The organism is Diaphorobacter sp. J5-51 (assembly GCF_001023515.1).
Lineage (GTDB): Bacteria > Pseudomonadota > Gammaproteobacteria > Burkholderiales > Burkholderiaceae_C > Diaphorobacter > Diaphorobacter nitroreducens.
This window is the reverse complement of sequence record NZ_JSYI01000071.1, coordinates 1-11713: the sequence shown is the minus strand read 5'-3', so window position 1 is coordinate 11713 and position 11713 is coordinate 1. Positions and strand designations below refer to the sequence as shown.

The following is an 11713-nucleotide window of genomic DNA, read 5'->3' as shown; positions in this document are numbered from 1 at the left end:
CCGCGATGGGAATGGAATCACTGTCCGCCATCAGTGGAATGCGCAGGCAAAGATCCAGACAAAGAGAATGATGGCAGCGTATCCCCGATAACAGGGCCGCTCGTCTTGACCATCATAAACAACACCACTGGGCAAGTTGCACGTACAACGATACCTGCCAAGGAAGCAGAGAAGATGAGCTTTGCGGGGTGGTGCAAAAACATTGAGGCAGATATGGCTGGCGACCCTGCAGTCCGCAGTTTTGCTTGCACCTCCACCGACAACAGTGCCACCGCGAACGTCGCCTGGGCTTACGGTGCACAAACCATTAGTGTGACGTACAGGCTGAACAAAGCCTAAATGCGCAAACTCCGAAATCGCGCCAGCCCAAGCGCATAGCCCAATGGGCTGGACTCAAACAGCAATAGCCCTCTGAGTTTTCAGGGGGCTATTTTTTTTGGGTCAGAAAAGCAGGCGCTCTACCTGGCAACATACCGAACAGATCGGGCGTCCTTTCGAAACACGGTAAACCTGGCTGCTTCTCCTGGCAAAGAAGGGTTAGGGCCATTTTTAGACTAGCAGGCAACCGAGGACATCAACCCTGGAAGTGAAAGCTTAAGCACACATGGACGACCTGCACACCAACACTGAAGGCTGGGGTAGCCGCCTTTTTGTTTGCGCCGCCTTTGGCGCCATGTATGGCCTGGGCAACCTTATGGCTCTCATGCAAACCTTTGAAGTAGATGCCGTCACCATCGTTGCTGACGGTTTCCATCAATTGTTGAACCACTTCCTCTAAGCGATGCGCGCAATGGCACGCTACGCGTAGATGGGCTTCATCTCGACACCGGCCATTCAGCGGCGCTTGCTGCTATGACCATGCCATCCAACAGCCGCAAACCCCATTAGGGCCGTGAAAGTTGCGCCGATCGCAGAAGCCATCCCATCCAGATTTTGCTAAACCAACACAGGAGAAGTGCCTTGAATCTTCCGCTGACATTCAACGACTACATCTGCCGTAGCGACCGCTTCCAGCCAAGCGAAACCCAAGGTCGTCTGCACGACCTACTCGTGCGGGCCTGGGACAAGAGAACCCTCATTCTGACCAGCCCTGTGCAATGGTCTCCTGCTGCACTGCATGCGTATCTGCAAAAACGCCACGGTGAGTTCGAGGGTGATGCTGAAGCCGTCGATCATACCTACCACCCCTGCTGGTCTCATGAGCACCGTCGCATGAAAACCATGGACGAGCTCCATCAAGTGCACGAGGACAATAACAGCAAAATCATCACCGATACCTACCTCCTTGTGGCCAGCAGGACGCGCCCCGACCAACCTGTCGGTTACCTGGAAATGGAGATCAGCAAGAAGCTATACCTGAACGACCCCAGTCGCATCCTCGTCACCATCGTTCCCGAGGTTGTGTACGTGCTGCCCCAGGAGCGCGGCACCACCGTGGGCTACGATCTGAGCAAAGCAGGCGCATACAGCGCGTACCTGTACCTCACTCACCTCGCCAGGGAAGTACGCGGCAAAAGTGAAATCACCTTCGATTTTTACGCGGACGTGGACAACCTGGCCGGCGCTCGCATAGTCGATGAAATCTACGCAGGTGCTAAAGGCGTGTGTCTCGATGAGCCCAACGTCTCCAAAGGCCTCACGGAAATCGAAAAGACCTGGGCATGAACCACCCCTACCGCTTCAATTCAAAGGCTTAACAAGAATGGCGTTATTCAGAAACAGGCGAAGCAGCGGGTTCTTCGAGATATTTTTCAAATCAAATCTCGGAGAAGGAACGACAGTAGAGCGCGCAGGGGGTGTTTTCACCGACAAGCGCACTGTCGTCACACACCACGACACCGGAAAAACTAAAACGTACACCCATCAGAAGGGATTATTCTTAACAGAGACGAAATCCCAAACCATGAAAAATGGGGTGGTAGTTGAAGAAGGCGAGATAAAGCGACGTTTTCTTGGTGGCGCAGATGAAATTGCGCATCGCACAGATGGGACGACAGTTAAGAGAACCATTCGCCCCGGATTCTTCAAAGACCACGTAACAACACATATCGACGGCCCCTGCTCTCAATGCGGTGGCACCGGGGAAAAAACACACCACTGCAACGGCTGCAATGGTACTGGCGTGTTTCATCGTGCTGCCAAGCTCTGCTTCGGCTGCGAAGGTCATGGAATAATGCATGGCAAGAAATGCACGCGCTGCAACGGCATCGGTCAACACAAGCCCGCCGTGAACGAGCCCTGCAAACGGTGCAGCGGGAGTGGCGCCTACACCACGGTGACCTGCAAAAAGTGTAATGGTTCTGGGCGGTACACGAAGACAACCCAAAAGAACGGATTTTGATCGCATTTTCTTGCAGCGCAAACCTGGATGCGTTAGGCTGAAAGAAGATGGCGCAGACCTTGGTGTAGATAGGTAGTGTCCGTGGGATGCAGCTTCAATCCCAAGATCCGTGGCTCGAATCACTATCGCTGCTGGAGCCGCTCTCACAACTACTGGATGAGCTCGCAAGGTCGGAGTCGCCCCGGTCACTGGCGATGCAAACTGCGGCTGAAGCGTCGGAATGGCTATCGCTGCCCAATGCCGAGCCAAGGATGGCACCTGTCATGGAGCCACCCGCAATATAGCCCAGGGCGACATTGCCAGTGGCTGAGGAAATGGCCATGCTCAAAGGAAGATTGTCGGAATCATCCTGATGCTGCGCTCCAGCAATCGACCTCTGCGGCGGAAACCCCGCAACCGACCCCTTCTCTGGCGCGACCTTCGCCTGCGACTCGCGATTTGGGGTCGCCTGGTCGCTTTTACGCTTGAACAGATTTTTTAGCCACTGCATTGTTTTTCCTAGATCCGAATCGCGCTCGCATAGGGCTCCCAAGATGCCCGCATACGACCCAACACATCAGCCGGTACATCGTGGACGCTGCCATAGCTGCCCAGGCATTCGATGACGGCCACATCGTCATGCAGCTGCATGAAGTCGTCCATGTGCTCCACCTTGGTGAAGACATTGGAGACAACCACCTTCTTGCCTGCCAGGACTGCATCCCGTGCAACGCGCAAGCACCACTGCTGAGCCTCACCAAGCCGCGAACGGTCGTATTCGTACCCACTCTCTGCCTCGAAATACATGTCGTTCTCGACATGGACATACCCGCAGATTCTCGCAATCTCACGAGCCAGCGTGGATTTTCCAGAACCAGGCAGGCCCCGCACAATCACCACCCTGGAATCGAGGTCGTCGTTCATGGTCATTCCCTGGTTTTCGAAGAATCAGAACCGACCCTCTGCCTTCATTCGATCACGTGCTGCTGCGACCAGATTGAGGCCGAACGTCAGAGCTTCCTCAGGAGTCATATGCATGCGCAAAGTGCCGATTTCATCAGTCATGCGCGAGAGACCCCGCCCTTCAGGGCGGGGAGGGATAGCGCGGCGTGCAACGCACGCCCCTGGTTCTCGTCTGTGTTTGCTATCTGGGGTTGGTAAAAATACCCATAGCCGTCTGCCCGCTGAATCAGCCTGCAGTGGCGATGAGAAATGCCCTGAACGACGCCCGTGCCGGTCTGGATGTTGAAGCTGCCCGTGGCCCGGATGGCGACCCGGCCCCGGTGTGCTCCCGCCTTCTTGCCCGCAGGCACTTGGGCCTTGACCAGATCGCCGGTCTGGAAACCCTTGACCTGTTTCTGGCGCATCAGGTAACCGCGTGGGAAGCCGAACTTGTCCAGGCGCGTGCGCTGGTAGCTGCCGCGTCCCGTGCATTGGAGGTGCAGCGTCGGTTGGTTCCAGCCCGTGAGGGCGGAGAACTCGCCGACGCATGCCGCATCGAGCGCATGGGTCTTGGGTACACCCAGGCGGGCGCGATTGAACTTGGTGCGTCCGCCCGAGGACAGCTCCAGCGGCAGGCCCGTGCCCTTGAGGGCGTTAGCCAAGGCCCAGCGCGTGGCATTGACGGCTGCGGCATCCTTGAGCGGGCGCCTGGCCTGGGCCAGGATGCGCCGTAGTGCGTCCGGCCTGTGGGCCAGGAACACTTCAACGGGCAGGGCCGCTTTTTTCTGGTTGCAGCACTGGCAGGCCAGGGTGAGGTTGCTCACGCGGTTGCTGCCGCCGTTGGCCCTGGGCCGGATGTGCTCGATCTGCAGCGGGGTGTCCTGGGCGCCGCAGTAGGCGCATTGCCTGCCCCACTTCTCCAGCAGGTACTCGCGCAGCTCGTAGCCCGCCAGCGTGCCTTGTTGGTACTCGATACCGGAGATTTCCGGATTCTGTAGCGCCTGCATGTCAAATCGCACCAGCTCCGAGCTGACGGCCGTAAGCGGTGTCCAGCGCTGCAGCCGAGTGACCCACGCCAAGGTGGTGTCCACGCGGTGCCGCAGGCTGGGGGCCAGCCAACCCTTGCTCTTGTTGCCCCGGTTCATGAACCGGGGTGCGCGGTGGCGCAGGTTGCCCCTGCGGCGCCGACGCATCTGGCGGCGGGCCGTGAGCGCCTCGCTGATCTGCCGACCACGGTGGGCCAGCTCGAACAAGTGGAGCACCGCAAGGGTGCCCGAAGGCTGCTCACGCACCAGGGCCAGGCCTGTGCCCTTGCTGCCCGGATCGAGTTTGAGGCGCACGGGCTGCGTGTCTCCCTCCAGACGATCCTTGAGCCGGATCACCAGGGGCATCGTGCGATGCACCACGGCCTTGCCCTGCCTGAGCAGCTGCCGCGCCCTGGCCGGGTGGCAGGGCATGAGCGGCTGTCCGCGTTGTGCAAGTACGAACACTCGCATTGGATTACTCCTTATCTCGCCTTGCGGCGGTAACGGGCTCTTGCGAGCCTCTCCCCTCGACCATGTTGCGCAGCAGGTGATTGGTTTTAACCAATCGGCGGCAATCCGTTTCGTGCTTACCCGAAGCGTGTCTGCAATTGCCACTTCCAGGGCCAGGAACTGAGGAAGCATTCCTGGGTAGGTCTTTTGTCTTCTGCACAACGTAGATTGGAAAATCGCTTCCCCTTTCTCGGTCTGGTCAACCTCGGGCTATTGGGATGGCTCCCTCAAGCCCCTTCCTTTAGGGGGGGGTGGTTGACACGTTTTTCTTCAATTGCCAAGTTTCTAAGCGATTGAAAGCACTTGCTGTGTCGCTGAAATAATCGCAAAAATACTGCAAGCGATCGCGTGGCCAAACATGCCGACCCTTGCCAGAATGATGGACATGAACAACATGAGGAAGATAGGCATAGTTTTCACCTGATTAATGAGTGCCCTTGGGGATCAACGCCAAGGCGAGACCACCGCAAAAGACAAAGGCGCCCAGCGCGTATTCCCAATGCGACAAGGAAAAAAGAAGCACCCCTGTCAAATATAGCAATGAAACAACAGCACCGACACTGCCGAGCATGATGCATAGCAACTGCCACGATGGCAACTTAGCTAATGGGTCATTTGATTCTTGGTTGTTAATTTTCATGTGTTTTCTTCAATTGCCAAGTGCAGTTGCTATTTCTGTCTCAAGCCGATTTGATTCTTGGCGCTTTGTTTGGTTTTCAACGAAGTCTTCGCCATGTTCCTCCGCGAAGGCTACCTCATCCCAAGCTAGGCACCATTCCCGAGGCAAGCCAGAAACGGCCACCATGAAATCCGCACAGCGCTCATCGCTCAACAAAGGATCGCCATTCTCGGCGTACATCAATAGATGAGGGAATTGCGTCCTATCCTCTGCAACATGGTTTACTCCAGGCTCCGGGTCATGGACGCCGCTGAAGCACATATAGCGCTCATAGGCAGCGGCCAGAACATCCTGTTTTTCACGCGAAACCGCTGCGATGATCTTGCGAGCTAGTTGAAGAGAGGTCTTGTATTCACTGGCCTGCATGCACTTTCCTTTGTTGCGTTGAAATCATTATTATCCATGGATGAGTAAATCATCGCCGCCGCATCTCAAGCTCGTCGCCATTGATAGATACCCAAAACTGTCGCAAAAAATTCTGACCGAGCAAGGCATCCTGCACATTTTTCCCCGTGTAGCCGGTGCTCACGGAAATATTGTTCACTTGCAATGGCCCAATTTTGACGGAATCGGCCCGAACAATTCGCCCCATGCGAACACCATTGGCAGTATGAAATTGAGCCATCTCGCCGCCGTGTAGACCTGCGCGCGATGCGAGCTCGTCGGTGAGCGCAACGCTCGTAGCCCCTGTGTCCACCAAGAAGCGTACTGACTGTTCATTCACCTGGCCGTCAGCATAGAAATGGCCGTCCCGGTGGCGCTTCAGCAGCAAAACCCCTTCCGCAGTGACCGTCAAAGCAGGTGGTTGCAAATAGCGATCCATGGCAACATACAACAAGGCCAGCGCTGCAATCCAGAAAGCAGCCATGCCCGCGTGGAGTCGCCATACCGAACTGTCGTCGGCTTTGCGTTTCGATGTCAATGAGTTTCCCTCATTCGGCGTTTACTCGGTCTTCGCGCTCAATCCACTCGGCACCGATGATGCCAACGTAATACTCTCTGGACGTGGTGGATTCTTCCTCGCCTTTGTACGTTACCTGCACCTTTCCCTCAGACGATGCCTTGTGCGGTTTGGTGAAGTAGGTGACTTCGAACGAATTGCCGTTGATGATCACCGTGTCGCCCAAGGCCACGGGTTTTTGAGTTTCCCTGTACACAAGACGCATAATCTTTCCTACTAGTTGATGCTTGCATTATATACACGTTATAACGTGTATGTCAATCACGTATCTGATATGCATCCCGAATTAAAGAATCAAACTCGCGGTAGCGCCGCACGGAATTGCCCAGGGCTGATGGCGAAATACCTAGCTCGCGAGCTGCGTCCGCTTGACTGATACCATCGACAAGAACGCGTCGCGCAGCCAAACGGGCGGGCTCACGTGCACGCGTTAACTTGGCGAGGGCGTCAAACTGCTCTGGCGTCAGCAATTGTTCTCCTTCGACGCGACACGATCTTGGCAGCGGGAAATGGATCCATTCTTGGAAATTAAACAGACCGGTATCAGAGCGTGCCGGGCTGCGCGATAGTCACTTTAGGAACCGACGATTTGTTGAGAAAACCAGCTTCTCCCACACCGAGGTTTTTCGGATGGCCAACTCCCTGCGCAGCCTTTCACATTCAGCACGGACATCTTCATCCTTAACGCCAGCTAGGCGGCTTGGCATGTCGTTGAGGGTAAATTCCCTCGCCCGTCCGAGACGCATAGCGTCATCCACCAACTCGGCACCAGGGTGCCGAAGGTAATAGAAACCACCGACATGCAACCACACCGCTGCATACCCAATGGCAGGAAGTGCAAGCGCCACGAACAGAATCGCAGAGTCCGTCATTTTTCTTTCCGATCAGTTACTTGCACGAGCACGGAAGGCATCGAATGTCGGCGCGTCCCACTCATCGCGGTACACGGTAGGAAGGGCAGCAACGGCCTGCTGCTCGGCTTTGGCAGGGAGGGCAACGCGAAGCTGCTGGATGAAGGCTTGCCCCTGCGCATTTCGGCGATTGAGGTGGTAGAAGGTCATTCTCTTGGCCAGGCGACCTTTGGGCTTGCTCATCTGCATGATTTGTTTTCCTACTTGGCCCAATTCTCGACTTGCAGGCCTTTCACGCGCCCGAAGTCCGTGACATTGTTCGTCACGACGATGGCCCCCACAGCCCTTGCATGTGCCGCGATCATCAGATCCGCAGCACCGAGCTGCGCACCGCGCTTCTTCAGGTCGGCACGAATCTCGGCGTAGTGTTTCGCCGCGTCTTGAGGCCAGTCCAGCACGGCCAGGTGCAAGGCCAGGCTGTCCAGAACCGCCTGGTTCTGTTTGCGCTTACCGGCAGCGGAGACCTGCACTCCATAGGTCAGCTCGGCAAACGTCACTGCCGACATCACCTGTTGCTGCAGCGGCACCGACTGCACCTTAGCCGCCAGGGTCGGAGACTCACCGCGCATGAGGAAGATGCAGGTATCGGTGTCCAGCATGAACAGCGCCGCCGTCAAAACTTGCGCTCCTGAATTGGCATGCGTTCGCGTTCTGCCATGAAGTCGGCTGAGGCCGTGCCCAAAGCGAAGAAGCCTGACCAATCGGTCGGGCGCGGCGTCAAGATGACGCTTTCTCCTTCACGACGGATGAACACCTCGCGCACCGAATCAGGGAACCGGAATTCGAGCGGCATCGTGACCGTCTGAGAACGGTTGTTCCAACCGACGCGTGCGGTTGGTTTGGGGGGTGAGGCATGATGTGTTGCCATGTATCAAAGTATATGGCGACTCTTGCCATATGGCAAGCCATATATCGATACTGGCTCGCGACCTCTCTCAGGCAGGAACGACCTTTTTCTGACAATCCATGCAGTAGAGGTTGCCGCCAAACCTTGGTTTGTTAAACCAGCAGAATTTCGCGACGTTGTAGGAAATGGATTCGCTGCATGAATGGCACACCAGCTTCTGCTTTGCCTTCGGCTCGACAGTTGGTGCTGCGGCACACGTAGCGGGTACGGCCTTGGTTGGCTGAATTGGCGGCACAGCCTGAACCGCAACGGGCCGCACGGGAGCGACCGGAGCTGCTGTCTGTGGCGGCTCTGCCAGGCCGAACTTGGCGTGCCAGTTGAACTCGATAGGCTTGTGCAGTTTGGCGATTTGCTTGGCCAGGGCTTCGAGTGTGTCGCTACCAACAACCTTGGCCAGGATTAACGAACCACCCTCGTCAAACGATTTTTCAATAGTCCTAAACAACTGATCGTTCTTGATGAGGGCTTCGATGCCATCGATCTTCGCCTTGGGTCGGCTGATGCGGGCTCCCTTGGATACCAACACCAGCCCCTTCAATTCCGGCTTGATGGTGAAGCCCAGTCGCTTGGGCAGCGCGATAGCTCCCGACGCGAATAGCCGCCGCAAGATCAGCATGTGCCGGTTGTTCTGCTCGATAGGGGATGGCACCCCGTAGGGCTTGCCGCCAAAGAAAGCTGCAAACTCGCCATGCTCGTTGATGCCTACGCCCTCGGAAAAGTGTTTGCTCTCACAGACCCACATTTCGAGGAAGCGGTTCATGATCAGGTGGTCGATCTGTGCCACCAGCTCGCCATATTCAACACGCAGATCATGAATGACCATCCAATTGGCGCTATCCCCGAATTGCACCTTCATTTCGTAGGCGGCTTCCTCTTCACCACGAATGCCCGCTTGGATATTGCGCAGCTCCTGCTCGATGCGTTTCCTCGTCGCCGCATCGGCTGATGGATGCCTGAGGAGATTTTCGAGAGCGGCCAACTGAGGGCGCTTGTCGTCAGCGTGTTTGATGATCATGGTGTGATTATGACAACTCCCCCCACCTCAACCGCCAGCGGCGGTTAGGTGGCGGGAGTTGTCATGTCGGGAGGCCATCGACTCGATCACCTCAGCTGTCGGCACGGTGTTGATGCTCATGGTTCTTTCCTATATCTTGGAGAAGAGCTCTCGCCGCAGCACGACCGGGAGTGAAATGGCGAGGCCAAAGAATGCAAGCGGCAGAACACCGAGACCATCGCGGAAAATGGAATATGCACCTGCAAGAACAAAGCCGAAACTGCTTGATGCAACAAGGAGACGAAGCGCCAACTTCGGCCCCTTACCGTAGCCACCTGTAAACCCGTACACAGCAACCACACCCAAGCAGCCACCCATGGCTAGTGCGATCACAGTGATTTTCACTATCGAGTCCATTCTCTTTCCTTTGATTCAAATCGAGTCAATTTTGGCCTGCACGAGAAGCTCACGCACGCGCTCAATCTCCTGCGGCGCATGCACCGTGCCCCCGGCATTCAAGTCCAGGTAGAACTGAAGCAACTCGGCCCTGGAAGTGAACTCATAGATGCCAATCTGCAGACGATACGACATGCGGAATGGATCGAACGGCGAACCCCTCAGATCCGAGACCGACATCCCGCCGAACACCGGGAGATCGCCAGCCATGAACTTGCGCACGGCAGTCAGCCGCTGCAGACCGTCGATGCACTGAAACGTATTCTCCTTGATGTCTCCCTCGCCGCTCGTGGAACGCGACCACCCAGGGCAGTTGAACAGGATGCGGCCCGTCGTCGTCTTGCGGATGATGGCTTCGACATAAGCCGTGCGCTGCGCATCCGTCCACACATGGCCGCGCTGGAAATCCGGTATCAGCTCAAACGAGCCACCGGCCCCGAGCATGTCAGACTCAATACCGGCCAAGGTTTGCTCCAGCATTCCCAGCTGCCAGTCCACCGTGTAGGCGGCTTCGGGCATCGGCCTGACGAGGCCAAACAGGGCCTGGTGCTCGCGGCTCAGCGAACTCCAGTATTTCTCAGGCAGGCCGTATGGGGGGCGCATTCTTTTCTTCCGTTTGAGTTCTGATGACACCGTTCAGGCAGCCAAGGCCTGAGCCTCGGTATCGAAGTTGCCACGTCGGCCAGTCTTCGTGACGACCTGCCAACCAACCCCAGGCGTGTATTCGGCGGTGCGAGGCTCTTTGCCATCCAGGCCATATGCGGCGGCGAAAGCGGCTTGGCTTGCATGCTGCTCCAGTTTCGCGCCCACATGACGCGGGCAGACGATGACCCCACCATTCACTCCAGCCTGAATCCAGATGTCGCCAGGGAGGTCAAGTTCAATGGAGGTGCTACCCAAGTTGTTCAGTGCGCACATGGCGCTGTAGATGGCTTCAGCCTGGGATTGGTTGAGGATGCGAGGCATGCTGACTGTCCTTACTCATTGGTGGGTATTAGGTTTCATGACCGGCTCGACGGTGCCGCCCCAGGCCTTTGCGTCCCCCTCCGCCGCCTTGAAGCTCCGATAGGGGCCGTACACGTCACGCTGCATCGGCGTGCGTTGGACAATGACGACATAGGTCATGGCTTCAGCAAAAAGACTTCGGGCTGGTGACGCGAACCTCGTCCGCGTGCTTCGCAAGCAGCTCGGCCGTGGCGTTGCCAAGGGACAGGAAATTTCCGGCAGCAGCCCGAAAGTTGATGCAGCCCGCATGGTGCCCAACTGCCTTGAGCCAGCGCCCCGCGAACGGCATCTCGAAGCCGCGCGGCACCTTGTAGAAGTGCCCGATGCGTATGCCGGTATTGTTGACGGTTTCGGTGTTCATGACTCTATTATAGCGTTTATATAAACGCTGTCAAGGCTTTTTGATGCGCTTGCTGGCGGCGATCAGTGCGCGAATCACCACAGCCTTATTGGTCGCGCCATAGCCGCTCGCAACCAGCGCTTCCAGCGCCGCATTCCCATCGGCATCCAGATCGACCAGCAGGCGTTTGCCCTTGGCTTCCACCAGGCGCTCAAGGTGCGCTTTGGCGCGTTCCGTGCGCGTCGTATCTCCTGCCGTAGTCTTCTTTGCAGCCATCACCGAATGCGCGGGAAGCCTCGGCGTTCAGGCCGGGGTTGAGAGCGCGCAGCCCGTCAGGGCTGCTTGGGTTTCCAGCGATCTATGAGCTGGCGCAGCGCCCGTAGTCCCGCCGCATCGACCTTGGCCCACTGCTCGCGCGTGAGCCGGATGGAGCGCATCAGCAACACCTTGTCTTCAGGCGTTGGTGGGCGACCCCTGGGTTTCTTTTGTTCTTCCATGCGGTGCATTATCCGTCATACAAAAATGCTTGCGCAAGATCATTTATTGTAATACATTAAAGTACATGGATTGCACTAAGACCCTGCGCCTGCGCCTCAAGGACAAACACGCCCGTGTGTTGTCTGCGATGGCCCGAGAGGTCAATCAGGTCTGGAATTACTGCAA

The 11713-nt window shown here is 56.8% G+C and carries 24 protein-coding genes; 3 read left to right on the top strand and 21 right to left on the bottom strand.

From position 1 onward, the window contains the following. The 3 genes from OX89_RS19085 to OX89_RS18585 all read left to right on the top strand — a co-directional run. Positions 1 to 339: hypothetical protein (locus OX89_RS19085; protein WP_234305542.1), on the top strand; the 339-nt coding region annotated here is incomplete at its 5' end. A gap of 265 nt (positions 340 to 604) precedes the next feature. Further along, complete coding sequence (locus OX89_RS18590) at positions 605 to 778, top strand: hypothetical protein (RefSeq protein WP_157497406.1); 174 nt, start codon at positions 605 to 607, stop codon at positions 776 to 778. A 182-nt stretch (positions 779 to 960) separates the two neighbouring features. Then, positions 961 to 1665: a hypothetical protein gene (locus OX89_RS18585; protein ID WP_157497404.1), complete on the top strand. Its 705-nt coding sequence runs from the start codon at positions 961 to 963 to the stop codon at positions 1663 to 1665. 214 nt (positions 1666 to 1879) lie between these two features. Here the strand turns inward: OX89_RS18585 and OX89_RS18580 are convergent, their stop codons facing one another. The 21 genes from OX89_RS18580 to OX89_RS18550 all read right to left on the bottom strand — a co-directional run bounded on the left by OX89_RS18580 (position 1880) and on the right by OX89_RS18550 (position 11547). After that, on the bottom strand, positions 1880 to 2215 hold the full coding sequence (locus OX89_RS18580; RefSeq protein WP_157497402.1) for a hypothetical protein: 336 nt from the start codon (positions 2213 to 2215) through the stop codon (positions 1880 to 1882). Positions 2216 to 2435: 220 nt separating this feature from the next. Further along, entirely contained in the window at positions 2436 to 2831 is a 396-nt protein-coding gene (locus OX89_RS18575) for a hypothetical protein (RefSeq protein WP_157497400.1), read from the bottom strand. An 8-nt stretch (positions 2832 to 2839) separates the two neighbouring features. Then, positions 2840 to 3244, bottom strand: coding sequence for an ATP-binding protein (locus OX89_RS09370; protein WP_199856230.1), 405 nt, complete (start codon positions 3242 to 3244; stop codon positions 2840 to 2842). A 137-nt stretch (positions 3245 to 3381) separates the two neighbouring features. Continuing rightward, positions 3382 to 4758: an RNA-guided endonuclease IscB gene (gene iscB, locus OX89_RS09365; protein ID WP_047350426.1), complete on the bottom strand. Its 1377-nt coding sequence runs from the start codon at positions 4756 to 4758 to the stop codon at positions 3382 to 3384. 463 nt (positions 4759 to 5221) lie between these two features. After that, on the bottom strand, positions 5222 to 5437 hold the full coding sequence (locus tag OX89_RS18570; protein ID WP_157497398.1) for a hypothetical protein: 216 nt from the start codon (positions 5435 to 5437) through the stop codon (positions 5222 to 5224). 9 nt (positions 5438 to 5446) lie between these two features. Then, positions 5447 to 5842, bottom strand: coding sequence for a hypothetical protein (locus OX89_RS18565; RefSeq protein ID WP_157497396.1), 396 nt, complete (start codon positions 5840 to 5842; stop codon positions 5447 to 5449). Positions 5843 to 5891: 49 nt separating this feature from the next. Next, entirely contained in the window at positions 5892 to 6398 is a 507-nt protein-coding gene (locus tag OX89_RS09360; protein ID WP_157497394.1) for a TIGR02281 family clan AA aspartic protease, read from the bottom strand. A 10-nt stretch (positions 6399 to 6408) separates the two neighbouring features. Continuing rightward, positions 6409 to 6642, bottom strand: coding sequence for a hypothetical protein (locus OX89_RS09355; RefSeq protein WP_157497392.1), 234 nt, complete (start codon positions 6640 to 6642; stop codon positions 6409 to 6411). 52 nt (positions 6643 to 6694) lie between these two features. Continuing rightward, positions 6695 to 6907 carry a TrfB-related DNA-binding protein gene (locus OX89_RS19370; RefSeq protein WP_199856229.1) on the bottom strand — a complete coding sequence of 71 codons (213 nt, stop codon included), beginning with the start codon at positions 6905 to 6907 and terminating at the stop codon, positions 6695 to 6697. 99 nt (positions 6908 to 7006) lie between these two features. Continuing rightward, entirely contained in the window at positions 7007 to 7309 is a 303-nt protein-coding gene (locus OX89_RS18560; protein ID WP_157497390.1) for a hypothetical protein, read from the bottom strand. Between the two features lie 12 nt (positions 7310 to 7321). Next, complete coding sequence (locus OX89_RS09350) at positions 7322 to 7537, bottom strand: hypothetical protein (protein WP_157497388.1); 216 nt, start codon at positions 7535 to 7537, stop codon at positions 7322 to 7324. 11 nt (positions 7538 to 7548) lie between these two features. Next, positions 7549 to 7947: a type II toxin-antitoxin system VapC family toxin gene (locus tag OX89_RS09345; RefSeq protein ID WP_047350431.1), complete on the bottom strand. Its 399-nt coding sequence runs from the start codon at positions 7945 to 7947 to the stop codon at positions 7549 to 7551. A gap of 14 nt (positions 7948 to 7961) precedes the next feature. Continuing rightward, positions 7962 to 8216, bottom strand: coding sequence for a type II toxin-antitoxin system VapB family antitoxin (gene vapB, locus OX89_RS09340; protein WP_047350422.1), 255 nt, complete (start codon positions 8214 to 8216; stop codon positions 7962 to 7964). 67 nt (positions 8217 to 8283) lie between these two features. Beyond that, the gene (locus tag OX89_RS09335) at positions 8284 to 9270 is read right to left on the bottom strand and encodes a nuclease-related domain-containing protein (RefSeq protein WP_047350421.1); all 987 of its coding nucleotides are present in this window, start codon (positions 9268 to 9270) and stop codon (positions 8284 to 8286) included. Positions 9271 to 9399: 129 nt separating this feature from the next. Beyond that, positions 9400 to 9666, bottom strand: a complete 267-nt coding sequence (locus OX89_RS09330) for a hypothetical protein (RefSeq protein WP_047350420.1) — start codon at positions 9664 to 9666, stop codon at positions 9400 to 9402. Positions 9667 to 9681: 15 nt separating this feature from the next. Then, the gene (locus OX89_RS09325; protein ID WP_052952257.1) at positions 9682 to 10308 is read right to left on the bottom strand and encodes a DUF262 domain-containing protein; all 627 of its coding nucleotides are present in this window, start codon (positions 10306 to 10308) and stop codon (positions 9682 to 9684) included. Positions 10309 to 10341: 33 nt separating this feature from the next. Then, complete coding sequence (locus tag OX89_RS09320; protein WP_047350419.1) at positions 10342 to 10671, bottom strand: hypothetical protein; 330 nt, start codon at positions 10669 to 10671, stop codon at positions 10342 to 10344. Between the two features lie 15 nt (positions 10672 to 10686). Next, positions 10687 to 10830, bottom strand: coding sequence for a hypothetical protein (locus tag OX89_RS18555; protein ID WP_157497386.1), 144 nt, complete (start codon positions 10828 to 10830; stop codon positions 10687 to 10689). A 4-nt stretch (positions 10831 to 10834) separates the two neighbouring features. Then, the gene (locus OX89_RS09315) at positions 10835 to 11071 is read right to left on the bottom strand and encodes a hypothetical protein (RefSeq protein WP_047350418.1); all 237 of its coding nucleotides are present in this window, start codon (positions 11069 to 11071) and stop codon (positions 10835 to 10837) included. Positions 11072 to 11101: 30 nt separating this feature from the next. Continuing rightward, positions 11102 to 11326 (bottom strand): hypothetical protein, encoded by a 225-nt coding sequence (locus tag OX89_RS09310; RefSeq protein ID WP_047350417.1) that lies wholly within the window; start codon positions 11324 to 11326, stop codon positions 11102 to 11104. 56 nt (positions 11327 to 11382) lie between these two features. Next, positions 11383 to 11547, bottom strand: a complete 165-nt coding sequence (locus OX89_RS18550) for a hypothetical protein (protein WP_157497384.1) — start codon at positions 11545 to 11547, stop codon at positions 11383 to 11385. Between the last annotated feature and the right edge of the window lie 166 nt (positions 11548 to 11713).